Genomic DNA, 26,952 nt, shown 5'->3' on the forward strand with positions numbered 1-26,952 from the left:
ACCGCCGGAGCCTTTCGTTTGTCCTTCGCAGGATGGCCGACTGCCTCTGGCCGAAAGGGCGCCCGGCGCGGCTGCTTGGCGGGAGGCGTTAGAGTTAAAAGGCACGTCTACCACCGAAGGAGGGGCCGTTGGGAATCTTGGAGACCATCCGGAACCCGCAGGATCTGAGCAAATTGTCCGCAGCGCAGCTGGACCAGCTGGCTACCGACATCCGGAAATTCCTGATCAGCAACGTCTCACAGACCGGTGGACACCTTGGACCCAACCTCGGCGTCGTGGAACTCACCATGGCCGTGCACCGCATCTTCGACTCTCCCCGGGACAGCATCGTCTTTGATACCGGGCACCAGTCATACGTCCACAAACTTTTGACCGGACGCCAGGACTTCAGCACCCTGCGCCAGCAGGGCGGCATGTCCGGATACCCGGCGCGGGCCGAGTCCGAGCACGACATCGTGGAGAGCTCACACGCTTCCTCCTCGCTGTCCTGGGCCGACGGAATCTCCCGCGCCCGGCAGCTGACCGGCGACGGCGACCGCTACGTTGTGGCGGTGGTGGGTGACGGCGCCCTGACCGGGGGCATGGCATGGGAAGCCATCAACAACATCGCGGCGGACAAGCGGCGGCGCGTGGTGATTGTGGTCAACGACAACGGCCGCTCGTATGCGCCCACGGTGGGCGGCTTCGCCGACTACCTGGCTTCGCTGCGCCCCACCATCGACTCCTTCCGCACCGCGCCTGCCTACGAAGGCACGCTTGACTGGTGGAAGCACAAGCTCCAGAACGGCGGCCCGCTGGGGCAGCTGACCTACCGCAGCCTGCATGCCATGAAGAAGGGCATCAAGGACTGGTGGGCGCCCCAGGGCATGTTCGAGGACCTGGGCATGAAGTACATCGGACCCGTGGACGGCCACAACCTGCAGGCCATGGAACACGCCCTCGCCAGGGCCAAGCAGTACGCCGGACCGGTGATTGTCCATGCCATCACGGAGAAGGGTCACGGCTACGCGCCCGCCCGCGCCCACGAAGCCGACCAGTTCCACGCAGTGGGCATCATCGATCCGGAGACCGGCGAACCCACGGAGGGTGCAGCGGCCCAGTCCTGGACGTCTGTCTTCGCCACTGAAATTGCGGACATTGCGGACGAACGCCAGGACATTGTCGGCATCACCGGAGCCATGCTCATCCCGGTCGGCCTGCACAAGTTCGCCGCGCGACACCCCGATCGCGTCATCGACGTCGGAATCGCCGAGCAGCATGCGCTGACCTCGGCGGCCGGCATGGCCTTCGGCGGACTCCACCCCGTCGTCGCCATCTACGCGACCTTCCTGAACCGCGCGTTCGACCAGCTGCTGATGGACGTAGCCCTGCATAAAGCCGGCGTGACCATCGTCCTGGACCGCGCGGGCGTCACCGGCCCGGACGGCGCCAGTCACCACGGCATGTGGGACATGGCCATGGTCCAGATCGTCCCCGGGCTCCACCTGGCGGCGCCACGCGATGCCTCACGGCTCCGGGAGGAACTGCGGGAAGCCGTCGCCATCGAGGACGCGCCCAGCGTGGTCCGGTTCTCCAAGGGAAGCGTCGGCGCGGAGATCGAGGCACTGGAAAGGCTGAGCGACGGCGTTGACGTCCTGGCCCGGCGGCCGAGCGGATCCACCGAAAACGACGTCCTGATCGTGAGCGTCGGCGCCATGTCCGAGCTCGCCCTGGATGTCTCCAACCGGCTGGGCGCCCAGGGGATCAGCTCCACAGTGGTGGATCCCCGGTGGGTCCTTCCGGTGCGCCGCTCCATCGTGGCACTCGCGTCCCACCACCGGCTGGTCGTCTGCATCGAGGACGGTGTGCGGGCCGGCGGCGTCGGCTCCCGGATCCGCCAGGAGATGCGTGCCGCCGGGGTGGACACCGCCCTGAACGAGGTGGGCCTCCCGGTCGACTTCCTGGACCACGGCACCCGCAGCCAGGTCCTCGAACGAGTGGGCCTTACGGCCCAAAAGATCACCCACGACGTCGTGGCGCAGGTTCTGGGAACCAAGGTGCCTTTCGCACGTCCCCTGCCGGGGCAGGAACATCCCAGCACCGGCAGCCTGCCCATTCTTTAAGGGCTCCGCACGGCGTTCCCACCGGCCACCACCGAGTTTTTAGGCCATAAAGGCCCACCACCATCCACCGTTCGGCGGCAACAGACCGCGGGCGATCCAGAAAAGAGCGGCATGAGCGGGATTATCCGGGTTTACAAGCGTGACGAAGAAGGGGCCCTCCAGTTCAGGGAGGCCTGGTACGACGAGGACTACAGCCAGTTCGTCATGAACCACGGGGCCGTAGGGCACCAGAGCAAGACCGATGAGACTGACGTTCCGGACGCCGAGGCAGCAGAGCGCCTGATGGATGCCTTCGCCGTGCAGTGCGCCGAAGACGGCTATGCCGAAATTGCGGATGAAGAGCAGTTCTGGGTAGTTGCCCAGTACGCCCTCAAGACCCGGGAAGGCACCAGCCGGGACCGGTACCTCGAAGAAAAGGCCAAGGATGCCCTGATCAGCCACCTTGCCTGGCGCGGCCTCGGGACGGTCGAACGCTCCGAATTCAGCGACTCCAAGCTGAACATCTTCTGCCTCTGCCCGGATGTCAACAAAGCCGTCAGCGCCATCAAGGTCTGCATCCGCGGTGAGGACCTGGACTTCACCAAGCTGAGCATCGGCGCAGCCCCGTTCAGCGATCCGACAGCCCTGAAACTCAAGCATTCACCCAAGCAAGCCACAGCTTTCACCCTCTAACAAAGCCCGCAGCTCAATGGAAGGCAGAACGCCATGACAAAGAAGTCAGTCCAGCCAGGCCGAACACCGATTCCCCGGGGCATTGCGTCGCCCGCCCGCAGGGTGCTGGCCCATTCCGGCGTGGAGACGCTTGAGCAGCTAGCCCAGCTCGGGCAGCGGCAGATGACAGAGCTGCCGGGCATGTGCCCCAAAACCATGGCCCAGCTGCAGGACGCCCTGGACGAGCACGGGCTGGGGTTTGCCGCCGGCTGAGCGGGCCCCTGGCTGACCGGCCTCGGCCTGGAATGACGGGCTGCCGCTGGCGGCCGTTATAGGGTGAATCCATGAGTGAATACCGCCGTCTTGGAAAATCCGGGCTGACCGTTTCCGTCGTGGGACTTGGCTGCAACAACCTTGGCCGGGCCAATACGGTGACGGAATCACAGGAGGGGACTGACGCCGTCGTGCATGCCGCCTTGGACGCCGGGGTGACGTTCTTCGACGTCGCGGACACGTACGGCCGGGAACCTGGGCTCAGCGAAACAATGCTCGGCAAGGCGCTGGGCAGCAGGCGGGACGAAGCCGTGGTGGCGACGAAGTTCGGCATGGACATGCGCGGAGCCAACGGCAGCGATCACGGCGCCCGCGGTTCCAGGCGCTATATCATCCGCGCCGCGGAGTCCTCCCTGCGGCGGCTGGGCACCGACTGGATCGACCTGTACCAGTTCCACACCCCTGACCCGCTCACCCCCATTGAAGAGACCCTCGACGCCCTGGACGAGCTGGTGACCAGCGGCAAGGTCCGGTACATCGGCCATTCCAACCGTGCCGGCTGGCAGATCGCGGAGGCCGAATTTGTCGCCCGGGCCCGCGGCGGTGCCCGCTTCATCTCGGCGCAGAACCACTACAACCTGCTGGACCGCCGCGCCGAACTTGAAGTCACGCCGGCAGCGGAGGCCTACGGGATCGGGGTGCTGCCGTACTTCCCCCTCGCGAACGGACTCCTGACCGGTAAGTATGCCCCGCACCAGGCGCCGCAAGGCTCGCGGCTGAGCCACACTCGCACCCAACTTGTGGACGACGCGGACTGGCAGCAGCTGGAGCAGTTCAGCGACTTTGCGGCCGCGCGAGACCTCACCGAAGTGCAGGTGGCCTTCTCCTGGCTCGCAGCGCAGCCGTCGGTCAGCAGCGTCATCGCAGGAGCCACGAGGCCCGAGCAGGTCCGCCAGAACGCGGAGGCTGTCGCCTGGGTGCCCAGCGAGTCCGAGCTGGCGGAGCTGGACGCCATCTTCCCGCAGACCCCCAAGGTGGCCCTGTTCTGATGCAGTCCATCCTGATGGACGTCGACACCGGGATCGACGATGCCCTCGCGCTGGTCTACCTGCTGTCCCGCCCGGAGGTCAGGATCCAGGCCATCACCTGCACCGCAGGAAACGTGGGCGCACGGCAGGTGGCCCTGAACAACCTGGCACTCCTGGAACTCTGCGGCAGGTCCGGCGTGGAGGTGGCCATCGGGGCCGAGGCTCCGCTGGAGATACCGCTGGTGACGACCGAGGAGACGCACGGCCCGCAGGGCATCGGTTACGCAGAACTCCCGCCGCCGGCACAGGCAATCTCGGAACGCCATGCCGTGGACGTCTGGGTAGAGACAGTCCGGGCCAATCCTGGGGAGATCACAGGTCTCATCACCGGCCCGCTGACCAACTTCGCGCTGGCACTGCGCCGCGAGCCGGAACTCCCCAGGCTGCTCAGGGGCCTGGTGATCATGGGCGGATGCTTCAACTACCAGGGCAACACCACCCCCACGGCGGAATGGAACGTGTCCGTTGACCCGCACGCTGCGCAGGAGGTCTTCGCCGCCTACTCCGGCCTTCCCTCAGACAAACTGCCGGTGGTGTGCGCCCTCGAGACCACGGAGCGGATCGAACTGCGGCCGGAGCACCTGCAAAGGCTGGCTGAGGCCGCCGGGGCGGCCGGACCGGAGCTCGTGCTGCCGGAGCAGCCGGAAGGCCAGCGCAGTGCCTCGGACAATCCGCTCGTGGCCTGCCTCGCGGACGCCATCCGCTTCTACATGGAATTTCACCGGCTGTATGACCAGGGATATGTCGCCCACATGCACGACGCCTTCGCCGCCGCCGCCGCCATCGGCCGCACGCCGTTCGAGACCCGGACGGCAACCGTGCACGTGGAAACCCAGTCACCCCGGCTTTTCGGCACCACGGTGGCGGACTTCCGTGGCCTCTGGAATGAGCCGCCCAACGCCCAAATCGTGACGTCGAACGATCCCGCGCAGTGCTTTGATGAGCTGATTGCGTCAGTGGGGTCCCTGGCGCGCGCCCTCCCGGCTTCCGGGCACCGCGTGTACCCGTAGCACCACGGATTGCGCGTAGCACGCCGTGCCTGCGGTCGGTAGGATGGTAGCCGGGCCAAGGTGACATAGGCGCCAACTTTTGCGTACGCGGAAGATCACGCCACGGGGGCGGGACCCGCCGTCATCAGCCTAAGGATCCACCATGTCACAGCCGTCCCTGACCCTTCCCACCCCTGGACAGCAGGCGGGCCGAAACCGCCGCCTACTCGAGCTCTTGGGCGCCGCCGCCATCGCGGCCACCTTCGTCTACCTGGTACTCACCCAGCCCGCCGACATCGCGGGCGGACTGGGAAGCGTCTCCGCCCTCGTTGCCCTGGGCGGCTTCCTGCTCGGCGCCGCCCTGCTGATCGCCGGTGTGCTCCCCACGCTTCCCACGTCGACAGTTGTGCTCATGCCGGTGGCACTGGTCCTGAACATCGTTCTGGGTCAGCTCATGGGCACCAGCGGGCTGCCCTTTTACTTCGATGCCATCGGCACCGTGCTGGTTGCCGTGCTCGCTGGCCCCGCGGCCGGAGCCGCCACCGGCGCCCTGAGCAGCATCGTCTGGTCCTTCATCAACCCCACCGTCCTGCCCTTCGCCGCGGGTGCGGCCCTGATCGGGTTCCTCGCCGGCACCGCCGCCCGCTACGGGCTGTTCCGGCGCTTCTACCTCGCACCGGTTGCGGGCTTCGTCACTGGAATCCTGGCCGGGGTGGTCTCCGCGCCCATCGCCGCCTTCGTCTTCGGCGGAACCTCAGGGGCCGGGACCGGCGCCATCGTCAGTGCCTTCCGGGCCATGGGCGACACTCTGCTCGCCGCCATCACCAAGCAGGCCCTGATATCGGACCCCATGGACAAGGCCATCGTCTTCGCCATCGCGGCCACGCTGGTCTACGCCCTCCCGCGGCGCACCACCTTCCAGTTCCCGTTCGTGCGCCGCTTCAACGTTCTCGCAGGCAAGGACCCGGCCAAAAGGGACTCCTGACCCGGTGGCCGCGCCCCGACTTAATCCGCTCACCCTGCTTGCAGCCGCCGCAGCAGTACTGGTTATTACGACGGCGGCATCCAGCTGGGCGTTTTCCCTCACCGTGGCGGCCGGTGCTGTCGCCCTTTCCGCCGCCAGCGGCTGCGCACGCCGCGTCATTCTTGCCGGCGCCGCAGTCCTGGCGCCGTTCTGGCTCTCGCTCCTGGTGATGCACGGGCTCTTTTACCCCGAGGGCCGCACAGTGCTGGTTCAGTGGGGGCCGGCCCGGGTCACGGCAGAAGGGCTGGGGTTCGCCCTCGACATGGGGCTGCGCACGTCCGCCTTCGTCCTGGTACTCATGCTGTTTTCGTTCAGCATCAGGGTGCCGGACCTGGTTGCCGCACTGGCCACCCTTCGCCTTCCTCCGCAGTTCGGCTATGTTCTGGCATCCACACTGATGCTTGCTCCCATCATCGCCGCGCGGCTCGGGAAGGTCCGCCAGGCACAGGAAGCGCGCGGGCTGGTGGTGGGCAAAGGCATCCGGAGCCGTCTGGGGGCCGTGCGGCTGCAAATGATTCCGCTGGTGCTGGGCCTGGTCCACGATGCCGGAACCCGGGCCCAGGCACTTGATGCCAGGGGATTCGGTCGCCCCGGTCCAAGAACCACTTACAGGGAAGTCAACGATTCACACGCCCAGCGTGGCTTCCGCGTTGTCGCCCTCCTGCTGGCCGCCGCCGCGGTGGTCCTGCGGATCGCCGCGTCCTTCTCCGTGGGTGCCGGATGAGCGGGCAGGAAACGGCGCGGGCAACGCTGCGTGCAGCCATTGACTCCTTCGCCTTCCACGGCGACTCCGCGACGGCCCTGCGCGGAGTGCAGGTAGAGGCCGTCCCGGGATCCCTGACGGCGGTTCTTGGCGGTTCCGGCAGCGGAAAATCCACCCTGGGCCGTTTGCTCGGTGCGTGGCTGGAGGGTGGCCGCGACGGAACTTTGAAAGGCACCCTGCAGCTGTACGTCGGTGATAATACGGATGAAAGCCGCCCGCTGGTTTACTCCGGGGCCGACGACGACCCGCGGATCGATGCCGCCGCCTGGGCCGACCATGTCGGCTACGTGCCCCAGGATGCGGCGGCCATGCTCTCCGCCGTCCGCGGCACGGTGGAGGAGGAGCTAGCCTTCGGCCTGGAGAACCGCGGGACGGCGCGGGCAGACATGGTGCGGATCGTGGCTGAAACGGCCCACCGGACCGGTCTCACCGGGCTGCTGGAGCGGGACCCGGCAACCCTGTCCGGGGGAGAGCTGCGGCGCCTTGCGCTCGGCTGCGCCATTGTTGCAGATCCGGGCATTTTGATTCTTGATGAACCGCTGGCATCGCTTGACGACGCCGGGGCGCAGGCACTGACGGGGCTGGTCAAAGCCCAGCTGGCGCGCGGCACGGCTGTCGTGGTGCTGAGCCAGCACGCCGACTCACTGACCAGTACGGCGTCGCAGTGGATCGTCCTGAAGGGCGGGGCAGGGACAGCTGCCGGACTGCCGGACCGGCTGCTTGCCGGCGACTCGCTGGCGGATGCCGGCGTGGTCGTCAGCGGGCTGCCCGGGCAGCGCTCATTGCAGGCACAGCCCCGGCTCTCGCCGGTACCGGCGGCTGCACCTGCCCTGGAGCTGGATGGCGTGTCGTTCGGGTATGACGCGGGCGGCCCCGGGTCATCGCTCCTGCTGGACAACGCGGACCTTAGCGTGCGGCCGGGAGAAATCGTGGCGGTGACCGGTTCGAATGGCGCGGGGAAGTCGACGCTTTTGCGGCTGTTCAACGGGCTGCTCAGGCCGCTGCGCGGGGAGGTCCGCGTGGACGGAAAAGCAATCTCGGGAGTCCCGACGGGAATTGTGGCCGAGCGGCTCGGGCTGTTGTTCCAGCATCCTCATGACCAGCTGTTCGAGCGGACCGTGCAGCGTGAGGTGTCGTTCGGCCTGGAGCGGTTGTTCGGCGACGGGGCACAGGCCAGGGCAGAAGCAGCGCTGGCGTCCGTGGGACTCGACGGGGCAGGCGGCGTCCATCCCCATGAGCTTTCCGGCTCCGGGCAGCGCCTGCTGGCACTGGCTACGGTCCTGGCACGGGAGCCGGCAGTGCTGGCCCTCGACGAACCGACGGTCGCGCTTGATGCCCACGGTTTGCAGCGGCTCACCGCCGCCATCTCAGCGGCGGCCGGCCGCGGCGCCGCCGTCGTACTGGTGACGCATGACCTCGCGTTTGCGCTGGCGCACGCCCACCGGACGGTGAAGCTCAGCGACGGTGTGCTGGCGGGCTCCTAGGAGCCCCGGGGAGGGGCGGTGGTTTTGCGGACGACCAGATGCGGGGTGCGCACGACATGGGCCGGCGCCTCCGCTCCCTCCACGCGGTCGGCAGCCCGGTTGACGGCCGCCGCGGCAAGCAACGGCGCGTCCTGGCTGACGGATGAGAGCTGTACATAGCTGAGCCGGGCCAGCTGGCTGTCGTCATAACCGAGCACCGAAACGTCAGCGGGGACCCGCAGACCCTCTGCACGGAAGCCTTCAATCACGCCGAGGGCTGATCTGTCGTTAAACGCGACAACAGCTGTAGGCACTTCTCGCACCAGCGAGGTGTCTAGCAAGCACAGGGCGGCCCTGAGCCCGTCCTCTTCGTTCGGGCCACCAGTGACAACAACGGCATCCAGGCCGTGGCGTTGCATCTCGGCACGGAAAGCTGCGCGGCGCTTTTCGGCGGAAACGGCCGTCCCTCCGTCCACGTGCACGATGTGGCGATGCCCCAGTCCAACGAGGTGCCCGACCGCCAACCTGATGCCTGCGCGGTCGTCACTGCTCACGGAGTCGACGGAGTCCCCTACATCGTCGCGCAGGAGGCTGACGACCGGCACTAGGCTGGCATAGCGCGCCAGTTCCTCGTTGCTGAGGGCCGGCGAGACCATGACCAGGGCTTCGGACCCGAAATCCAGGAGCGACTCAATGGCCCGGATTTCAGGCCTTCCGCTGGCGATCGCGCTGAGTGCGATTTCGTAACCGCGACCTTGGGCCTCCGCGTAGGCAGCATCAACTATTTCAGCATGGAATGGCTGGGAGCTGGAGAAACTCAGGCCCAGCAACCTGGTCCGGCTGCTGCGAAGCAACCGCGCCCGGCTGTCCGGCCTGTAGCCAAGTTCCCGTGCGGCCTGCAGGACTTTTTGCCTGGTGGACTCCGCGGCGCCGGGGGCACCGCGCATCACGATGGAGACCAAAGCCCGTGACACACCTGCTGCCTGGGCCACGTCCACGAGAGTGGGGCGCCGCTGCTGTTCCGTCATGCTGCTCCTTGTTCTGAAGCAGTCTATAGAACGATCTAGACACGAAGCCAGCGGCATGCCACCATGGACCCACTAGAACGATCTAAATTTCCAGGAGTAGCCATGAGTTACCGTCAGCACCCGGTCAACGCAGACCGTCCCGTCCGAATCGCCCTGATCGGCGCCGGCTGGATCGGAACCTTCCACGCCGAGTCTGTTGCGCGCCGGATTCCCAATGCCCGCCTCGAAGCCATTGCCGATCCGGCCATGCCCGCCGTCGAGGCCCTCGCGAGCCGGCTGGGCGTTGCCAAAATCAGCGCCGATCCCGCTGATGTCATCAATGACCCGGACGTCGATGCCGTGCTCATCGCGGCACCGGCGCGGTTCCACTCCGGTCTGATCGCGGCCGCGGCCCGGGCGGGGAAGGACGTGTTCTGCGAAAAGCCCGGCGGCCGCACTGTCGAGGAACTGGATGAGGCCATGGCGGCGGCCGAGGCCGCCGGCGTTATTGTGCAGTTTGGCTTCAACCGGCGCTACGCGGCCGATTTCGCCGCGGCACGGAAGCTGATAGACGACGGCGTTGTGGGGACACCCCAGCTGCTGCGGTCCCTGACGCGGGACCCCGGTACCGAGGCTGGGATCGCGAATCCGGAACGCATCCCGCCCAACACGATCTTCTTGGAGACCCTGATCCACGACTTTGACACGCTGAACTGGCTGAATCCGGGCGCCATTCCAGTGCGCGTCCACGCGGTGGCTGACGCGCTGGTTGCCCCGGAGGCGAAAGCCGGCGGGCTGCTGGACACGGCGGTTGTCACCGTCACCTACAGCAACGGTGCCATTGCGGTGGCCGAGGCGAACTTTAACGCACTGTACGGCTACGACGTGAGGGGTGAGGTGTTCGGGTCCGCCGGCATGGTGACAGCCGGCGGTTTGCGGGCCTCCAGCGCGACCAGCTACACCGCAGCCGGCACCGGCAGTTCCACGGTGCGTTTAAACGTGGACCTCTTCCACGACGCCTACACGGAGGAAGTTGGACGCTTCGCCGACGCAGTTTCGGCGCGGCGTGAGGGCGTCCAGGCCATGGGAATTCCTGGTCCGGGCTGGGCAGATGCCCGCAACGCCCTGGCGGTGGCCCTGGCCGCGGCACGGTCAGCCGGGACCGGGCTGCCTGTGGATGTCGCCTCGATCGCCGCGCTGCGGGCAGCCGAGCCGGATCTCCGCTCTGTGGGGGAGCACGCATGAGCTTCCGCCTGGCCGTCTGTGCCGAAATGGTCTACGGTGAGCTGCCGCTGATCGAGAGGGTCCGCCGCATCCAGGGGAAGGGCTTCGAAGTAGAGCTCTGGGACACCCGGGGGCGGCATATTGCGGCCCTTGCAGCCACCGGGGCCCGCTTTTCGTCGATGAGCGGCTACTTTGGCGGCAGCCTCATCGACCCCGCTGGAGCCGCGGAAGTGCTCGCCTCCGCGGAAAAGCTGATTCCAACGGCCTTGGAACTCGGTGTCGAACGGATGGTGGTCCACCCGGCCGAGCTCGGCGAGGGAGGCCGCGCCGTCCGGCCGCTTCACCGTTCTACCGGCGAGATGTGGCTGACAGGCCTGCGCACCCTTGAGCGTCTGGCCGTGCTGGGTGAGAAGCATGGCGTGACGTTTGCACTCGAAAACCTGAACACGATTCTGGACCACCCCGGCATACCGCTGGCCCGGGCAAAGGACACCATGGCCCTTGTCTCGGCGGTTGATCATCCGAACGTGAGGATGATGCTGGATCTCTATCACGCCCAGATCGGAGAGGGAAACCTGATCGAACTGGTCCGTGCCGCCCGGCCATGGATCGGGGAGATCCAGGTTGCCGACGTTCCGGGCCGGTTCGAACCCGGTACAGGGGAGATCAACTACCGTGCCGTCGCCTCGGCCCTTAGAGATGCTGGGTACACCGGCGTCATCGGCCTGGAGGCAGGTGCGTTCGGGGGGCAGAGCCTGGAAGCAGGGGACACCGCCTTGGCCGCCTTCGGATCCGCCTTCGACGTCTGACCGGCTCGACGGCCACCTTCATGGCGCTGGTCATGGTACGCGGTACCGCTGCGCTGGCGCACTCGGGCGAGTAGTAGGTAGACTAGGCTACCTACTACGCACACCACTCGCGAGGAGCACTGATGACCGGGAAGCAGCTGACACCAGGAGGCGCCCCGCCCAGGAGACGTGCCCGCGACGCACTCATCGAGGCGGCCTCGCGGCGATTCTATGCAGACGGCCTGGCCGGAACGGGAATTGACGCCATTACGGCAGAGGCCGGCGTGGCCAAGAAGAGCCTCTACAACAACTTCGCCTCGAAAGCGGACCTCATCACGGCGTACCTGACTGCCCGCCACGAGGAGTGGATGGGGCTCTATCGGATGAGGCTGGAGAGGGCGACCGGCGCCAGGGAGCGCGTCCTCGCGGTCTTCGATGCGTATGCAGATCACGCCGGTCTGGCGTACGAGCATGGCTTTCGGGGCTGTGGCCTGCTCAACGCCGCAGCCGAGCTGCCCGCCGGGGACTCTGGAAGGACGGTGGTCCGGCGGCACAAGGAGGAGGTTGAAGCGTTGTTATCCGAGCATGTGGCCGAGCTCCTTCCGCACTCACCTGATCGGGCGGGTTCAATTGCCCGGCACCTGGCGTTCCTGCTTGAAGGGTCGATGGCCCGGGCAGGCCTCGAAGGCAACGACAGCTGTATTCAGGAAGCCCGCGGGATTGCGGCCACGCTGATCGGCGGCCTGTGAAGAACGCAGGTTTCAGGGGAAGTTCCTGGGGGGCGCTGTTTGTCCTGGCCGCCTCGGTGCTGTGGGGCACAACGGGAACGGCGGCCACCTTTGCCCCCGAAGTAAGCCCACTCGCGATCGGAGCGGCAGCAATGGGTTTGGGCGGCCTGCTCCAGGCGGCGATTGCAGCACGATCGATCATGGCGTTCGCCACATCCCTGCGCAGCCAGTGGTCCACGATGGCTTTGGGGTCGTTGGCCGTCGCAACGTACCCGCTCGCCTTCTACTCGTCAATGCACCTGGCCGGCGTGGCGGTTGGGACCGTTGTCTCCATCGGTTCAGCTCCGCTCGCCTCCGCCGTCATTGAACGGATTGTGGACAAGAGACGATTTACGGGACGGTGGGCGGTGGGCGCGGTGCTCGGTCTGTCCGGTACCCTGCTGTTGTGTTTCGCCGGAGCCGGGCAAGGTGATCCGGCAGCGGATCTGGGATGGTCCACGTCAGCCGGTATCGGCCTGGGGCTGATTGCCGGGCTCACGTATGCGGTCTACTCTTGGGCCGCCCACCGCCTGATTAACACTGGCGTACCCTCAACAGCAGTCATGGGGTCCGTCTTCGGCATAGGCGGCCTACTGCTCATGCCCGTACTGGCAATAACCGGCACTCCGCTCGTCACTTCCTGGCAGAACGCGGCCGTCGGTTTGTATATGGCCCTTGTCCCAATGTTTGCCGGCTACGTTCTGTTCGGCTGGGGCCTGGCCCGTGTCCGCGCCAGCACGGCCACTACGATATCCCTCACTGAGACAGTGGTGGCCGCCATCCTGGCGGTGGCAGTAGTGGGCGAACGCCTGCCGGCTCTGGCCTGGGTTGGTGCCGCGCTGGTCGCAGGAAGCCTGTTCGTGCTGACGCTGCCTGCCCCTACACCGCGTTACGGGCAGGCCGAAAAAGTCCGGGCGTCGAGCCCGTCACGTTAAAAACGTGAAGGGCCCGACAACGCCCGGCCGCGCCGCCGGCAGAAACTTACGGCCGGGACGCCACTCCGGGGGCCAGGAAGCGCCTGCCGTTGACACGCTCGGACGCGCCCACCCGGTCCAGATAAGGAGTAATGCCGCCCAGGAACATCGGCCAGCCCGCACCAAGGATCATGCAGAGATCGATATCCTCCGGCCCGGCCACCACGCCTTCGTCGAGCATGAGGCCGATTTCCTCGGCCAGGGCATCCTGCGTGCGGCGCAGGACTTCCTCGCCGCTTGAAGGGGAAGTCCCGAACGACATCAGCGCCAGCGTCGACGGGGGAATCTCCTGGCCGCCGTCGGCAGCAGGCACCCAGAGTGACTTCACCCCGTTGTCAATCAGCTTCTGCAGGTTCTGCGACACCGGGAAGCGCTCGCCGAACGCCGCATGCAGCGACTCCTGCACATGCTGTGCCACGGGCAGGCCAACCATCGCGCCCAGCGTGAACGGCGTCATGGGCAGGCCCATGGGCCGCAGGGCGTTGTCTGCAACGTCCGCCGGCGTTCCCTCGTCGAAGGCCGCGGTGACTTCGCCCATGAGCCGCAGAAGGATGCGGTTGACCACGAAAGCCGGAGCATCCTTGACCAACACTGCGGTCTTCTTGAGCCCTTTGGCGAGTTCGAAGGCGGTGGCCAGCACCGCGTCGTCTGTCCGGGGGGCACGGACGATCTCCAGCAGCGGCATGACGGCCACCGGGTTGAAGAAGTGGAAGCCCACCAGCCGCTCCGGGTTCTGCAGGTCTGCGGCCATGGCAGTGACGGACAGGGATGACGTGTTGGTGGCGAGGACGCAGTCGGGGGAGACCACGGCCTCCAGTTCGGCGAAGACCTGCTTCTTGACGTTCAGCTCCTCGAAGACCGCTTCGATGACGAAGTCGGCATCTGCGAACTGCTCCTTGGAAACAGACCCGGTCACGAGCGCCTTGGTCCTGTTGGCGGCGTCCTGGCTGATCCGCTTCTTGCCCAGCAGCCTGTCCACTTCTGCGTGCACGTAGCCCACACCCTTGTCCACGCGGGCCTGGTCGATGTCGGTCATGACGACAGGGACCTTGAGCTGGCGGGCGAAAAGGAGGGCAAGCTGGCTGGCCATCAGTCCGGCACCCACCACGCCGATCTTGGTCACGGGGCGCGCGAGCTTGCGGTCGGGTGCGCCGGCGGGGCGCTTGGAGCGCTTCTGCACGAGGTCAAGGAATGCGTAGACCGTCGAGCGGAATTCGTCGGTCTGCATGAGGCCGGCCAGGGTTTCGCATTCCAATGCCGCGGAGTCTGCCTCCGACAAGGTCCGGGTGGTCTCCATGATCTCCAGGACCTTGGCGGGTGCGGGCGAGGCGTTGGACGTCTTGGACTCCACGAAGGAGCGGCCGGCCGCCACCGCCCCGGCCCAGCGGGCGGCCACTTCCGGGTCAGAAGGGTCGACGGCGTTGGGCCGCTCGGGTGTGACCTCGCCGGAGATGATTTTCGCGGCCCATGCGACGGACTGTTCCACGAAGTCGGCCGGTTCGAACATGGCATCGGCGATGCCCAGCCTGTAGGCATCCGGCCCGGTGAGCGTGCGGTTGTTGCTGAGCGGGTTTTCGATCATGACCCTGAGGGCATTTTCGGGGCCGATCAGGCGCGGCAGCAGATAGACCCCGCCCCAGCCGGGAACCAGCCCGATGAAGGACTCAGGGAGGGCCAGCGCGCCGGCTCCGGAGGAGACAGTGCGGTACGTGGACTGCAGGGCGATTTCCAGACCTCCGCCCAGTGCCACGCCGTTGATGAACGCGAAGCTTGGCACGCCAAGGTTGGAAAGCGTGGCATAGACATCGTGCCCCAGCTGCGCCATCCACAGGCCGTGCTCCCGGCTGTTGAGCGACTTCACCGCGGACAGGTCAGCACCGGCCACGAGATAATACGGCTTGCCCGTCACGCCTACGCCCACGATCTCACCTTTGGCGGCCCGGTCACGGAGTCCTTCGAGAACGGTGCCGAGTTCCACGAGCGTGTTGGGCCCCAGGGTGGTGGGCTTGGAATGATCCAGCCCGTTGTCGAGGGTGATGAGAGCGAAAGTGCCTCCGCCTGCCCCGCCTGCGTCGGCGGGCAGCTCGATGTCCTGTACGTAGGAGTGGGTGACCGTCTCGTCGGGGAAGAGATCGGCGAGCTTGCGGAAATCTGCTGCACTCATGCTGTTGCTCCTGCGGTGTGGGTGGAGGCCGGGGACTCGTTCCGTGCGGATATTTCTGCGGTGTTTTCGGCGTTCAGGGACGCCGCCCCGCTGTAGTCGGCGTGGTGCGGGTTCTCCCAGATGACGGTGGCCCCCATTCCCAGGCCAACGCACATGGCCGTGATGCCGTAGCGGACGGTGTGGTCCTCCTCGAACTGCCGGGCAAGCTGGTTCATGAGCCGGATTCCGGAGGAGGCGAGCGGGTGGCCCACCGCAATGGCCCCGCCGTAGCGGTTGACCCGGGGGTCGTCGTCGGAGATCCCGAAATGGTCCAGGAAGCTCAGGACCTGGACGGCAAATGCCTCGTTGATTTCGAACAGGCCGATGTCCCCGATGTCCAGGCCAGCCTTCGCCAGGGCCTTTTCGGTCGACGGAACGGGCCCGATGCCCATGACTTCCGGCTCCACTCCCGCATAGGCATAACTGACGAGCCGCATCTTCACGGGCAGCCCCAGTTCCGCCGCGGCGTCGGAGGATGCCAGCAGCGCCGCCGTGGCGCCGTCGTTCAGTCCGGCAGCATTGCCCGCCGTCACGCGGCCGTGGGCACGGAAGGGCGTCCGCAGCGAGGCCAGGTCTTCCAGCGTGGTTCCCGGGCGCGGCGGCTCATCCACCGTGTTGACGGTCCAGCCCTGGCCGGGCTTCATGGTGGCCACCGGAACAAGGTCCGGCTGGATCTGTCCGGTGCCGTACGCGGCCTGCAGCTTGTTCTGGGAGGCAACCGCGTACGCGTCAGTGCGGTCCCTGGTGATGGCCGGAAAGCGGTCATGCAGGTTCTCCGCCGTATTGCCCATGTTGAGGGCGGCCGGATCCACGAGCCGCTCAGACATGAAACGCGGGTTCGGGTCGGCGCCGGCACCCATTGGGTGGTTGCCCATGTGTTCAACACCGCCGGCAATCACGACGTCATAGGCGCCAAAGGCGATGCCGCCCGCGGTCGCGGTGACGGCGGTCATGGCGCCGGCGCACATGCGGTCGATGGCAAAGCCGGGAACGGTGCGGGGCAGCCCCGCCAGCAGGGCAGCCGTCCGCCCGATCGTGAGGCCCTGGTCGCCCGTCTGGGTTGTTGCCGCGACGGCCACCTCGTCGACGCGGGCGGCGGGCAAGGCCGGGTTGCGCCTCATCAGTTCGCGGATGCATTTGACCACCAGGTCATCAGCCCGCATGCCGGCGTAGATGCCTTTCTCGCCGGCCCGGCCGAAAGGCGTGCGCACGCCGTCCACGAAGACGACGTCGCGGACAACGCGCTGGTTTCCGCTGCTTCGGTGTTGGCTCACGTGCTGCTCCTCATTGAGACGTTGGTGCCGGATCCTGGCCAGAAATCATCAGGGATCCAAGCGTCAGTGAGCCCAATGTTACTCGCCAGTAACTTAGCGTGCAAGGAGCGGATTTCTGCTAGGCCGTTGGCTCTTTGGGTTCCTTCGGCCGCAGGGGCTGCGGATTCAGGAACGCCGCGGTGATCAGCGGCGCCACAAGTTCAATCTGCCACGGTCTGGCGCCCAGTGAACTGAGCTCTTCGGCGACCGACGCTTCGCTGATGTCAGCCGGCGGGCGCCAGGCGACGCGGCGCAGGTAATCAGGCGTCAGCAGGTTCTCCAGCGGAAGATTGAATTCCTCGGCCTTCATCTGCAGCAGAGGACGGGCTGTGGACAGCCTCTCCGCGGCGGCGAGGTCGCGCTCGGCCCAGACCCGGGGCGGCGGGGGTGCATTGGTCGGGAGGTGCAGCGGGGGAAGGTCGTCCAAGGTGCGGGCGGTTGCGATGCAGCGGAGCCAGCGGGGGGCCTCGCGCTGGGCGGCCCGGCCATGGAATCCCTTGGTGCCCAGCAGCTGCGGCACGGTCGCGGGCATGGCCTTGGCTGCAGCCACGAGGGAGGAATCAGGAATCAGCCGGCCCGGCGCCACATCCCGCTTCTGGGCAAGCGAATCGCGTTCAAGCCACATCTCGCGCACCGCAGCCAGCTGGCGGCGGTCGCGGATCTGGTGGAGCCCCGAGGTCTTGCGCCAGGGGTCGATCCTTGGCGGCGCAAGTCCGGCGGCGAGGATGGCAGCGAATTCCTGCTCGGCGAAGTCGAGCTTGCCGTCTGCCTCGAGCAGTTCGATGAGCTCCTCACGCAGCTCCGTCAGGACCTCGACGTCGAGGGCGGCGTAACGGAGCCACGGTTCCGGCAGCGGGCGGGTGGACCAGTCGGCTGCCGAGTGCTCCTTCGCGAGGCCGAATCCGAGGAGCTGCTCGATGACGGCGGCGAGTCCGACCCGGGGGAGTCCTGCCAGGCGGGCCGCGAGTTCGGTGTCGAACAGCCTGTCGGGCCACATGCCGAGCTCTGAAAGGCAGGGAAGGTCCTGGCTGGCCGCGTGCAGGATCCATTCGACGCCCTTGAGGGCATCGTTGATGATCCGAAGGTCGTCAAAGGGTTCGGGATCGATGAGCCACGTGCCCGATCCCTCGCGGCGGATCTGGACCAGGAAGGCGCGCTGACCGTATCGAAAGCCCGAGGCCCGCTCCGCGTCAACCCCCGCCGGGCCGGTGCCGGCGGCAATGGCTGCCGCGCAGCGCTCCAGTCCTGACTGCGTCTCAATGACAAGCGGCACGCCGTCGCGCGGGGAGTCGAGGTCGATGACAACGGGGACGCGGCTATCGAAGCCTTCCACCGAGATGTGGGGTGTGGTTTCAGCAGCCGGGGCGCCGGCTGTGGTGTTTTCCGGATTTTGAGGGGTCATGATGCCCCTAGTTTACCGGCAGCACGCCGCAGGGCGGAGTCACCATGGGCCGGGGCCCTTAGTTCCTGCGCCTGCGGGGCAGCGCGGAGACGCCATCGGGGAGCGGGGGGAGGCCGGCAAACGTGCAGACCATGTCGGACCAGGCTTCAAGGTGGGCCTGGACATCGGCGCCGGCAGGGGTCCAGGATGCCCGGAGTTCTATGTCGATTGATCCGGGCCTGTCGGAGAGCGTGCCGAAGCTTTCCGACAGCACGCGGGTGGCCGTTCCGCCCGCGGCCCGGTAGGGGGCACGGTGCGTTTCCAGGGCTTCCACGAGCCAGGTCCAGGCGACGGAGCCGAGCATTTCGTCGTTGCCCATGTCCGCATCCAGCTGGGCCCGGATGTAGGTCACGATCCGGAATTCGCCGTCCCAGACGGCGGAACCGTCGGGATCGTGCAGCAGGATGAAGCGGCCGGTGGCGAGTTCGTCGCCGTCGGAGTCGCTGGCAGCTGCGGAGCGGGCCAGGGCCATGGCCGCCGGACCGTGGACAGCCGCGTAGTCGCTGCCGAGGCTGCCGGTGCCGATGACCTCGGCGCCAAGTGCAACGGCGAACGGCGCCAGCCGTGACGGCGCCGGGATCTCGTCCAGGCGCAGCTCACTGCGGCATCGTGCTTTCCGGAGCGTTCCCAAGGCGTAAAGAAAATCCGCAGGAACCTGGGCCAGTGCGTTCACAATCGCAGGCTACGCACTGGAACCCGCCGATCCCCGCAGGCTCGCCGCCGGCCCCCGCAATCCAGCCCCGGCAATCCGGCCGACCCTACCCGGCGGACAGTTCCCTCCTGATGGCCTCGACGAATGCGTCCACGTCTTCCTCGCTGGTATCAAAGGAGCACATCCAGCGGACTTCGCGGGCGGCTTCATTCCAGTCGTAGAAGCGGAAGGACGTCCGCAGCCGGTCCGCCACGCCATCGGGCAGAATGGCAAAGACGCCGTTGGATTCCGTTTTCTGGGTCGGCTCCACGCCGTCGATGGCGTCCACCGCGTGCCGCAGCCTAGCGGCCATGGCGTTCGCGTGCGCGGCTGAGCGCAGCCACAGGTCGCCTTCCAGGAGCGCGATGAACTGGGCGGACATGAAGCGCATCTTGGAGGCCAGCTGCATGTTCATCTTGCGCAGGAAGAGGAGGCCGTGGGCGGCTTCCGGATTAAGCGCCACCACCACCTCGCCGAACAGCAGCCCGTTCTTAGTGCCGCCGAATGACAGGATGTCCACGCCGGCGTCGCGGGTAAACGCACGCAGCGGGACGTCGAGGTGCGCGGCGGCATTGGCCAGCCGGGCGCCGTCCATGTGCAGTTTCATGCCCTTGGCGTGGACGTGCTCGGCAATCGCGCGCACCTCTTCCGGGGTGTAGCACGTGCCCAGTTCCGTGGTTTGTGTGATGGAGACGGCCAGCGGCTGGGCGCGGTGTTCATCACCCCACCCCCAGGCCTCGCGGTCGATGAGTTCAGGAGTCAGCTTGCCGTCCGGCGTGTGAACCTGAAGGAGCTTGATCCCGCCGATGCGCTCGGGAGCGCCGTTCTCGTCCATGTTGATGTGGGCCGTTGACGCGCAGACCACCGCGCCCCAGCGGGGGAGCAGGGACTGCAGCGACAGCACATTGGCGCCGGTGCCGTTGAAGACGGGAAAGCACTCAATGCCTTCGCCAAAGTGCCGTTCCATCAGTTCCTGGAGGCGTGCTGTGTAGTCGTCTTCGCCGTAGGACACCTGATGGCCCTCATTGGCGGCCGCGAGGGCGGCCAGCACCTCGGGGTGCACGCCCGAGTAGTTGTCCGACGCGAAGCCCCGGACTGACGCGTCGTGCAGCCGGGACATGGTGCCGTTGCCGGCCGTTTCTACAGTGGTTGTCATCGCTTTGGTCACGCTTTCAGTCTAAGGAGTTCCGGCCAGGTATTGCTGCTGTCACTGGGTCAGCAGCATCCGTTGCCCGTTCAGTTCAGCGGCGGGTTTTCCGAACAGGCCGACGACGGCGGCTGCCAGATCCTCGACGTCGGTGTAACCGGGAAACTTGCGTTCGGGCTGGCGGCTCCGCATGGCACCGTCCACGAGCGCCTTGACCACGAGGACGACAGCGGCGCTGTGCTGTTCAGCGTCACTGTGCTGTTCAGCGTCACTGGACTGTTCTTCGTCACTGGACAGTTCGTCGGAGAGGTGCCGGCCGCCGTCTGCCTGCCCTGCGCCTGCCTGCCTTTCGGAGTGCTGGTCCTGGCGGAACCCGTCCGCCACTGCCATGGTCCACGCCTCGGCGGCGGCCTTGGCCGCCGCATAACTGGCAACGCCGGCGGACGGCGCGGTGACCGCCGTCGAGGACACCATGGCAAACCGGCCGACCTCAGATGCTGCGAGGTCGTCGTAGAACACCCTGGTCACGTTCCTGAGCGTCGTCACGGAGCTGCGTTCCAGGAAGTCCCAGTCCTCGTCGCTCTGGTCGGCGATACCCTGGGCCCCGCGCCAGCCGCCCACGAGGTGGATGACGCCGTCGATCCTGCCCGCTGTCCGCGCGAGGGCTCCGCGGAGTTCGCGGACGGCCGGCAGGCTGCCGAGATCGCAGATGAGAGGCGTGACACCGCTGCCGGCCTGCGCCGCGGCGGCTTCGATCCGGTCTTTGTCCGACCCGACGGTGTATACCGCGAAGCCGGCCCGCGCCAGGGCGCGTGCCACGGCGATGCCCGATGGGCCGCTCCCGCCGGTGACCACGACGGTGGGGGTGCTGTTTCCGGTCATTCGGTCATCGCCTCCGCGGCGGGGCCGGTGCCGGTTGCGTCTGATGATCCGGTGATGCCGGCGGTCGACTCGATCACGTGGCGCATCTTCTTTTCAAGCGCTTCGTAGAACATGGACAGCGGGAACTCGTCGTCCAGCACCTGGTCGGTGAGGCCGCGCGGCGGCCCGTCCAGGGGGAGGGCCCCCGGCCCCCTGGCCCAGACCGAGGCCGGGTTGGGGGTCAGCGTTCCGGAGATGAGCTCGTAAGCCGCCAGCCAGTGGGCGGTCTTGGGCCGGTCGATGGAGCGCCAGTACAGCTCCTCGATCCGGGCGCCGAGGTCAATGACGACGCCGGCAACTTCGTCCCAGTCGATGCTGAGGCGGCTGTCGGTCCAGTGCAGCACGCGGTGCTGGTGCAGCCAGGCGAACAGCAGCTGACCGCCCAGTCCGTCGTAGTTGCGGACCCGGCTGCCCGTGATGGCGAAACGGAAAATGCGGTCGAAAATGACGGCGTACTGGACCAGCTTGGCATGCCGGCGGGCCTCGGGATCGGCGTCTTCGTCCTTTTCGATTTTCGCGGATTCCCGGAAGGCCGTCAGGTCGCAGCGCAGCTCTTCCAGCGAGTACAGGAAGAACGGCATGCGCTGCTTGATCATGAACGGGTCGAAGGGCAGGTCGCCGCGCATGTGCGTGCGGTCGTGGATCAGATCCCACAGCACAAACGTTTTCTCGGTGAGTTCCTGGTCCTCGAGAAGTTCGGCGGCCCCGGCGGGCAGTTCCAGGGACGTGGTGTCCGCGGCGGCGCGGAGGACCCGGCGGAAGCGGGCGGCCTCACGGTCTGCGAAGATCGCGCCCCAGGTGAATTTGGGGGTTTCGCGGACGGCCACGGTCTCCGGGAACAGCACGGCGGAGTTGGTGTCGTAGCCAGGTGTGAAGTCGAGGAAACGGATGGGGACGAACAGCTTGTTGGAGTATTCTCCCTCTTCGAGCCCGGCGATGAATTCGGGCCAGATCACGTCGATCAGGACAGCCTCAACGAGCCGGCTGTTGCTGCCGTTCTGGGTGTACATGGGGAAGACCACCAGGTGCTGAAGCCCGTTGTGACGGTGCTCCTGGGGCTGGAACGCCAGCAGGGAATCCAGGAAGTCAGGGATGCCGAATCCGGCCTCCATCCAGCGGGTGAAGTCGCCGGCCAGGAGTTCCAGGTAACGGGCATCGTGCGGGAAGGACGGGGCAACGGCTTCGACTGCGTCAATGATGGCCAAAACGAGGCCCGCCGCGGCTGCGTGGTCCGCTTTGTCCGGGACGGAGCCGTCCTGGACCTGCAGTCCGCGCAAGGCCGTGGCTGCTGCCTTGAGCTGCCGCCATTCGGGGTGGTCCGCGGAGATCCTGGCGGGGGCGGTGGTAACGGTAATGGTCATCTTCGGCGTGGCCTTCCTGGTTGCCTGAGCATCTACGCCGAGCGTAACAAGCAGCCAGAGTTCCTAATCCATTTTAGGCCTCAGCATAAGAAACTGTGAGGCTCATCGATCAGTTCAAGCCAGCCAGGTATAGCGCCGGGAAGCCTCAGGACTCCGTGGCCGCGGTGCTGTCCGCGTTCTCGGCCGTGACCAGCTTCAGGGAGACCGAGTTGATGCAGTACCGCTGGTCCGTGGGCGTGCCGTAGCCTTCGCCCTCAAAGAGGTGCCCCAGATGGGAATCACAGTTTGTGCACCGCACCTCGACGCGGTCCATCCCGAGAGTGCGGTCGTGGATATACCGCACCGTTCCCTCTGCCAAGGGTGCCCAAAAGGAGGGCCAGCCGCAGTGGGAATCGAATTTCTCGTTGCTGGTGAACAGTTCGGCCCCGCACGCCCGGCACTGGTAGACGCCCGCAGTGTGGGTGTTCCAGTACTCGCCCGTGTACGGGCGTTCCGTGCCGGCCTGGCGCAGCACGCGGTATTCCGCCGGGGTGAGTTCGCGGCGCCATTCGTCGTCGCTCCGGACAACCGGCGTGTCTACCGTGTTTTCAGCTTTTTCTGGAGTGCTCATAGCCTCATCAACGCTCAGGAGTCGCCAATAAATCCCGAGCCCGCGTACAGGTGAAGCACGGGAAGCCCCAGGCGGTCCTGGGCCTTGTTGGCCCAGTCGGTGTGGAAGGTGTCTGATACCGCGTGCGGCCGGGTGATGACGACGGCCTGTGCGGCGCCGAGTTCCTTCACCTTGGCCACCAGGCTGTTGACCGCCCCGCCATCCACCGTCTCGCCGGAAACCCCGCTGCCGAGACCCTCAAGGGCGCGGAGCGAGACAGACAATGTCTCCGAGGCTGCCGCCCGCTGCGTGGCCGGATCTGGCGCGTGTGCCGTCAGCTCCCGGAAGGCCTTGGCGATGTCCAGCATGGAGAGGTTCTCAAGGAAATCCACCAGCAGATGCCGTTCCGTGTTGGCTGGGACCAGCACGACCAGAGGCGCGTCACCCCCGTTCACCAGGCGTTCGATGTTGACGCGGTCGTCCGCACCCAGCGGCTCTTCTGTGAGAATGACGATTGGATCGCTCATGCCATCAGCCTAGCCCGGCGGAACCGCGCCCGCATGCATTTGCCGCCGGATGTGCCTCGGGAGCCGACTCCGGTAACAATGGTGCAATGGACTCCTCCTTCCGGCCAGGCACAGAGCTGCAGCGCCACCTGTTTCCCGGCACCGGCCAGCAGGGGGCGGTGGCCCTTCTGGACACCACGGCGCAGCCGGCCAGCAAGATGACCCTGCGGGCGAAATGGACGCTCGGCGGAATTATTGCCGGCAGCGCTGCGGCGGCACTCCTGGGGGCCGGATCGTCGGCGCTGGCGCTGTACTTCGCCAGGCGCGTACTGACGCCCGCCCGTGCGCGGCCGGCGGACCAGGAAGTGCTCGCCGTGATCAGGGAGGGCAGGGGCCTGCAAGTCATCCTTGCCGCGACACCGGAGACAACCCAGGATGGCGTTTACAGCCTCTTCTTCGATGGCGGGAACGGCCACGCGAGGATCGGCAGGATCCTGTCCTACTCTCCGGCCGAGCGCACAGTGCTGCGCGAGGTGGAGACTGTCTACCAGGGAAACCTGGAAACCGCGCGCCGCGGCTGGTGGAGCGGCGCCGTGTATCCCGATCCCTCCGCCGTCGGACTTGCCTCGGAGGACGTCGGCATTGAAGTCGACGGCGGAACAGCTCCCGCGTGGCTGATCCGCGCCGAGCCCGGCGCCGAAACGTGGGCCATCATGGTCCACGGCCGCGGTGCCACCCGGCAGGAAAGCCTGCGTGCAGCCCGGGCCGCGCACGAGCTGGGACTGACCAGCCTCCTGGTTTCCTACCGAAACGACGGGCTGGCGCCCTCGGCGCCGGACGGCAGGTACGGCCTGGGATCCACCGAATGGCGGGATATCGACGCCGCCATCGCCTTCGCCCTCGCCCATGGGGCCCGGGAAGTGGTGCTCTTCGGCTGGTCCATGGGCGGCGCCATCTGCCTGCAGACTGCCGATCTGTCGAGGCACCGCAATGCCATCCGGGCCATGGTCCTCGACGCACCCGTCATCGACTGGGTCAACGTGCTGGCGCACCACGCCGAACTGAACAGGATCCCGTCCGGTGTCGGCCGGTACGGCCAGCTGATGATGGGTCACCGCCTCGGGCGCCGCCTCACCGGGCTGGCTGCGCCGGTGGACCTGAAGGCCATGGACTGGGTGTCCCGGGCGGTGGAACTCCGGACGCCAACGCTGATTATTCACAGCGTGGACGACGAATACGTGCCGTACAGACCGTCCGCCGTCCTCGCGGAGAAGAACCCCGAAATGGTGACGTTCGAGGCGTTCGGGCAGGCGAGGCATGCCAAGGAGTGGAATGTCGATCCGGTCCGGTGGGAGAGCCTGGTCAAGGCCTGGCTGCAGCAGCAGCTTGCGCCCCGGCTAAATCCAGGACAGTTGAATCCAGATCAGCCCGGTCCCGGTCAGGCTCCCGGCCAGCAGTCCGGCGTGGAACGTGACCTGGGGGACTAGCGCCAGCCGGGGCGATTAGCGCCCGCCGGTGATGGTTTTGGCGCTGGCCGCTACCGTGCTGATCGGTGCGGTGATGGCCTTCGTGAGGCGGATCAGGTCCGTGGGGCCGAGTTCGATGTCGAGGCCCCTGCGGCCGCCGGAAACGAGGACGGTGCCCAGCGCCAGCACGCTGTCGTCGATGACGGTGGGGGAGGGCTGCCGCTGGCCCAGGGGCGAGATTCCGCCCAGGACGTAGCCGGTCCGCCTTTCGGCCGCAGCCGGATCCGCCATGGCGGCTTTCTTGCTCCCCAGGGCCGACGCGATCGCCTTCAGGTCCAAGTTTCCGCTCACGGGAACGACGCCGACGGCGAGCCTGCCGTCCACCTCGACCATGAGTGTCTTGAAGACCCGTGCAGGGTCAACCCCGAGCACCTCGGCGGCCTCCAGCCCGTAACTGGCTGCAGCGGGGTCGTGGCTGTACGGGTGCAGGGTGAAGGAAACGCCCGCCGCAGCCAGTGCGGCTGTGGCAGGCGTTCCCTGTGAAGTGTTCTTTCGCGCCATTGGCCCGGGCCTGAAACCCTAGCTGGAGAGCCTGGCAGAAGCGGCAACCTTGCGCTTGATCCGCCCAAGCATTGCCGTCATCCCGCGCATCCGGAGGGGAGTGATGGCCCGGGTGAGACCCAGCAGTTCAGGCATGTCGTCCGGCACTGCAAGTATTTCCTCAGCCGTAAGGCCGTCCAGCCCTTCATGGAGCACGCCCGCGAAGCCCCGCGTCGTGGGGGCCTCGCGAGGCGCCTTGAAAAACAGCCGGAAGGCGGGGGACCCGCCGTCGTTCTTCTCCGTCTCGATGGTCAGAAACAACGGCGACTGGCACTCAACCACCTGCTCGAGCAGCTCGGGGTGGTCCCGCAGCCGCTCCGGCAGTTCGGGCAGGCCCAGAGAAAACTCCAGCAGCAGCTGGAGCCTCTCGGGCTCGCTCAGTGCCTGGAAGTCATCGACAATTTCCGCCAGCGCGGTGGGCAGTGCATAAGTACTCATCGCTTCAAGCTTACGCAGTTTTGTTCCCGCCCGGTCCCTTTCTTACGGCTGCTTACCTAACGCCCGCGGGGACCGCGCCGCGCTCGGCACCCTTAACGATCGGCACGCGCACTGCATTGCCCCACTCGGTCCAGGAGCCGTCATAGTTCCGTACGGTGTCAAAGCCGAGAAGGTACTTCAGCGCAAACCAGGTGTGGCTGGAACGCTCGCCGATGCGGCAGTAGGCCACCACGTCGTCGCCTTCCGTCAGTCCGGCTTCGTCCAGGTAAAGCGCCTCCAGCTCCGGGCGGCTCCGGTACGTGCCGTCTTCCGCGGCTGCGCGTGCCCACGGGATGGACGCGGCCGTGGGGATGTGGCCACCGCGGAGTGCGCCTTCCTCGGGGTAGGCAGGCATGTGGGTCCGCTGGCCGGTGTATTCCTCGGGGGAGCGCACGTCAATCAGTGGCTTTCCGAGGTGGGCAAGGACGTCTTCCTTGAACGCGCGGATCGGGGCGTCGTCGCGTTCGACGACGGGGTAGTTGCCGGGTGCGGGCGACGGAACGGCCGTGCTCAGCTCGCGGCCCTCGGCGATCCATTTGTCGCGGCCGCCGTCGAGCAGCCGTACATCGTCGTGTCCGAAGAGAGTGAAGACCCAGAGTGCGTAGGCGGCCCACCAGTTGGACTTGTCGCCGTAAATCACCACGGTGGTGTCGCGGGAAATGCCTTTGGCGGCGGCCAGGAGCGCGAAAGCCTGGCCGTCCACGTAGTCGCGGGTCACTTCGTCGTTCAGGTCCGTATGCCAGTCGACCTTGACGGCTCCGGGGATGTGCCCGGTCTCGTACAGCAGGACGTCTTCGTCGGACTCCACCACCACGAGTTTTCCGTTGTCCAGGGCCCCGCCGTCGATGGCGGCGGCGAGCCACTCCGTGGAGACCAGCCGCTCGGGGTTGGCGTAAGCGGCGAACTTTTCGTTCTGTTCAACTGGGTAGGACATTCATATGGCCTTTCACTGAAACGGTCACGGCAGACCGCCGAAGGAACCGGTCGGTCACTGCTCCAACACTAGCCACGGGCCGCGGTGAAAGCTTCCCCCCGTTAACAGGACGAAATGTGCGCTTGGTCACGGCTTCCGGGCGTGTGCGCACCGTGCAGGCTGGAGGCGGTGCCATTGCCGGTATTCTTTC

General features: G+C 66.7%; 26 protein-coding genes. 13 read left to right on the plus strand and 13 right to left on the minus strand.

Annotation, left to right across the window (positions count from 1 at the left end; genetic code table 11):
- The first annotated feature begins 128 nt into the window (after window positions 1-128).
- From dxs to AC1DDG_RS10200, 8 genes are all read left to right on the plus strand, one after another.
- The gene (gene dxs / locus AC1DDG_RS10165) at window positions 129-2,102 is read left to right on the plus strand and encodes a 1-deoxy-D-xylulose-5-phosphate synthase (RefSeq protein ID WP_476875986.1); all 1,974 of its coding nucleotides are present in this window, start codon (window positions 129-131) and stop codon (window positions 2,100-2,102) included.
- A gap of 111 nt (window positions 2,103-2,213) precedes the next feature.
- On the plus strand, window positions 2,214-2,774 hold the full coding sequence (locus AC1DDG_RS10170; RefSeq protein WP_476875987.1) for a hypothetical protein: 561 nt from the start codon (window positions 2,214-2,216) through the stop codon (window positions 2,772-2,774).
- 33 nt (window positions 2,775-2,807) lie between these two features.
- The gene (locus tag AC1DDG_RS10175; protein ID WP_476875988.1) at window positions 2,808-3,026 is read left to right on the plus strand and encodes a helix-hairpin-helix domain-containing protein; all 219 of its coding nucleotides are present in this window, start codon (window positions 2,808-2,810) and stop codon (window positions 3,024-3,026) included.
- Between the two features lie 71 nt (window positions 3,027-3,097).
- Window positions 3,098-4,075: an aldo/keto reductase gene (locus AC1DDG_RS10180; RefSeq protein ID WP_476875989.1), complete on the plus strand. Its 978-nt coding sequence runs from the start codon at window positions 3,098-3,100 to the stop codon at window positions 4,073-4,075.
- A complete protein-coding gene (locus tag AC1DDG_RS10185) occupies window positions 4,075-5,124 on the plus strand; it encodes a nucleoside hydrolase (RefSeq protein ID WP_476875990.1) in 1,050 nt (349 codons plus the stop codon). The genes AC1DDG_RS10180 and AC1DDG_RS10185 overlap by 1 nt, the downstream gene beginning before the upstream one ends.
- A 142-nt stretch (window positions 5,125-5,266) precedes the next feature.
- The gene (locus tag AC1DDG_RS10190; RefSeq protein ID WP_476875991.1) at window positions 5,267-6,088 is read left to right on the plus strand and encodes an ECF transporter S component; all 822 of its coding nucleotides are present in this window, start codon (window positions 5,267-5,269) and stop codon (window positions 6,086-6,088) included.
- Window positions 6,089-6,092: 4 nt separating this feature from the next.
- Window positions 6,093-6,851, plus strand: coding sequence for an energy-coupling factor transporter transmembrane component T family protein (locus AC1DDG_RS10195; RefSeq protein WP_476875992.1), 759 nt, complete (start codon window positions 6,093-6,095; stop codon window positions 6,849-6,851).
- The gene (locus tag AC1DDG_RS10200; RefSeq protein WP_476875993.1) at window positions 6,848-8,374 is read left to right on the plus strand and encodes an ABC transporter ATP-binding protein; all 1,527 of its coding nucleotides are present in this window, start codon (window positions 6,848-6,850) and stop codon (window positions 8,372-8,374) included. Before AC1DDG_RS10195 ends, AC1DDG_RS10200 begins: the two co-directional genes overlap by 4 nt.
- Here AC1DDG_RS10200 and AC1DDG_RS10205 read toward each other — a convergent pair.
- The gene (locus tag AC1DDG_RS10205) at window positions 8,371-9,381 is read right to left on the minus strand and encodes a LacI family DNA-binding transcriptional regulator (RefSeq protein WP_476875994.1); all 1,011 of its coding nucleotides are present in this window, start codon (window positions 9,379-9,381) and stop codon (window positions 8,371-8,373) included. The two genes, AC1DDG_RS10200 and AC1DDG_RS10205, sit on opposite strands and share 4 nt — an antisense overlap.
- Before the next feature lie 102 nt (window positions 9,382-9,483).
- Here AC1DDG_RS10205 and AC1DDG_RS10210 point away from each other — a divergent pair, with 102 nt between their 5' ends.
- The 4 genes from AC1DDG_RS10210 to AC1DDG_RS10225 all read left to right on the plus strand — a co-directional run bounded on the left by AC1DDG_RS10210 (window position 9,484) and on the right by AC1DDG_RS10225 (window position 13,074).
- Window positions 9,484-10,605 carry a Gfo/Idh/MocA family oxidoreductase gene (locus AC1DDG_RS10210; RefSeq protein WP_476875995.1) on the plus strand — a complete coding sequence of 374 codons (1,122 nt, stop codon included), beginning with the start codon at window positions 9,484-9,486 and terminating at the stop codon, window positions 10,603-10,605.
- Window positions 10,602-11,393, plus strand: a complete 792-nt coding sequence (locus AC1DDG_RS10215) for a TIM barrel protein (protein WP_476875996.1) — start codon at window positions 10,602-10,604, stop codon at window positions 11,391-11,393. The genes AC1DDG_RS10210 and AC1DDG_RS10215 overlap by 4 nt, the downstream gene beginning before the upstream one ends.
- Window positions 11,394-11,515: 122 nt before the next feature.
- Window positions 11,516-12,121 (plus strand): TetR/AcrR family transcriptional regulator, encoded by a 606-nt coding sequence (locus tag AC1DDG_RS10220; RefSeq protein ID WP_476875997.1) that lies wholly within the window; start codon window positions 11,516-11,518, stop codon window positions 12,119-12,121.
- Window positions 12,118-13,074, plus strand: coding sequence for a DMT family transporter (locus tag AC1DDG_RS10225; RefSeq protein ID WP_476875998.1), 957 nt, complete (start codon window positions 12,118-12,120; stop codon window positions 13,072-13,074). The genes AC1DDG_RS10220 and AC1DDG_RS10225 overlap by 4 nt, the downstream gene beginning before the upstream one ends.
- A 46-nt stretch (window positions 13,075-13,120) precedes the next feature.
- On the opposite strand, the gene AC1DDG_RS10230 is transcribed toward AC1DDG_RS10225, so the two are convergent.
- From AC1DDG_RS10230 to AC1DDG_RS10270, 9 genes are all read right to left on the minus strand, one after another.
- Window positions 13,121-15,277, minus strand: coding sequence for a 3-hydroxyacyl-CoA dehydrogenase NAD-binding domain-containing protein (locus tag AC1DDG_RS10230; protein WP_476875999.1), 2,157 nt, complete (start codon window positions 15,275-15,277; stop codon window positions 13,121-13,123).
- Entirely contained in the window at window positions 15,274-16,590 is a 1,317-nt protein-coding gene (locus tag AC1DDG_RS10235) for a thiolase family protein (RefSeq protein WP_476876000.1), read from the minus strand. The genes AC1DDG_RS10230 and AC1DDG_RS10235 overlap by 4 nt, the downstream gene beginning before the upstream one ends.
- Before the next feature lie 118 nt (window positions 16,591-16,708).
- Window positions 16,709-18,031, minus strand: coding sequence for an HRDC domain-containing protein (locus AC1DDG_RS10240; RefSeq protein WP_476876001.1), 1,323 nt, complete (start codon window positions 18,029-18,031; stop codon window positions 16,709-16,711).
- A gap of 58 nt (window positions 18,032-18,089) precedes the next feature.
- On the minus strand, window positions 18,090-18,746 hold the full coding sequence (locus AC1DDG_RS10245) for a DUF3000 domain-containing protein (RefSeq protein WP_230116785.1): 657 nt from the start codon (window positions 18,744-18,746) through the stop codon (window positions 18,090-18,092).
- Between the two features lie 82 nt (window positions 18,747-18,828).
- Window positions 18,829-19,917, minus strand: a complete 1,089-nt coding sequence (locus tag AC1DDG_RS10250; RefSeq protein WP_476876002.1) for a threonine aldolase family protein — start codon at window positions 19,915-19,917, stop codon at window positions 18,829-18,831.
- Between the two features lie 51 nt (window positions 19,918-19,968).
- A complete protein-coding gene (locus AC1DDG_RS10255) occupies window positions 19,969-20,790 on the minus strand; it encodes an SDR family oxidoreductase (protein WP_476876003.1) in 822 nt (273 codons plus the stop codon).
- Window positions 20,787-22,190, minus strand: coding sequence for a DUF6421 family protein (locus AC1DDG_RS10260; RefSeq protein ID WP_476876004.1), 1,404 nt, complete (start codon window positions 22,188-22,190; stop codon window positions 20,787-20,789). The genes AC1DDG_RS10255 and AC1DDG_RS10260 overlap by 4 nt, the downstream gene beginning before the upstream one ends.
- A gap of 145 nt (window positions 22,191-22,335) precedes the next feature.
- Window positions 22,336-22,800, minus strand: coding sequence for a peptide-methionine (R)-S-oxide reductase MsrB (gene msrB, locus AC1DDG_RS10265; RefSeq protein WP_476876005.1), 465 nt, complete (start codon window positions 22,798-22,800; stop codon window positions 22,336-22,338).
- Window positions 22,801-22,814: 14 nt separating this feature from the next.
- The gene (locus tag AC1DDG_RS10270; RefSeq protein ID WP_476876006.1) at window positions 22,815-23,306 is read right to left on the minus strand and encodes a hypothetical protein; all 492 of its coding nucleotides are present in this window, start codon (window positions 23,304-23,306) and stop codon (window positions 22,815-22,817) included.
- 197 nt (window positions 23,307-23,503) lie between these two features.
- Between AC1DDG_RS10270 and AC1DDG_RS10275 the strand changes: the two genes are divergently transcribed.
- The gene (locus AC1DDG_RS10275) at window positions 23,504-24,772 is read left to right on the plus strand and encodes an alpha/beta hydrolase family protein (protein WP_476876035.1); all 1,269 of its coding nucleotides are present in this window, start codon (window positions 23,504-23,506) and stop codon (window positions 24,770-24,772) included.
- A 15-nt stretch (window positions 24,773-24,787) separates the two neighbouring features.
- On the opposite strand, the gene ybaK is transcribed toward AC1DDG_RS10275, so the two are convergent.
- Genes ybaK through AC1DDG_RS10290 form a run of 3 tightly spaced genes read right to left on the minus strand, consistent with a single transcriptional unit; the run spans window position 24,788 to window position 26,762 of the window.
- Window positions 24,788-25,312 carry a Cys-tRNA(Pro) deacylase gene (gene ybaK, locus AC1DDG_RS10280; RefSeq protein WP_476876007.1) on the minus strand — a complete coding sequence of 175 codons (525 nt, stop codon included), beginning with the start codon at window positions 25,310-25,312 and terminating at the stop codon, window positions 24,788-24,790.
- Between the two features lie 18 nt (window positions 25,313-25,330).
- Window positions 25,331-25,789, minus strand: coding sequence for a SufE family protein (locus AC1DDG_RS10285; protein WP_230116670.1), 459 nt, complete (start codon window positions 25,787-25,789; stop codon window positions 25,331-25,333).
- A 52-nt stretch (window positions 25,790-25,841) separates the two neighbouring features.
- Window positions 25,842-26,762: a sulfurtransferase gene (locus AC1DDG_RS10290; protein ID WP_230116669.1), complete on the minus strand. Its 921-nt coding sequence runs from the start codon at window positions 26,760-26,762 to the stop codon at window positions 25,842-25,844.
- Window positions 26,763-26,952 lie beyond the last annotated feature (190 nt).

It is taken from the genome of Arthrobacter sp. 10L430, from assembly GCF_056395245.1.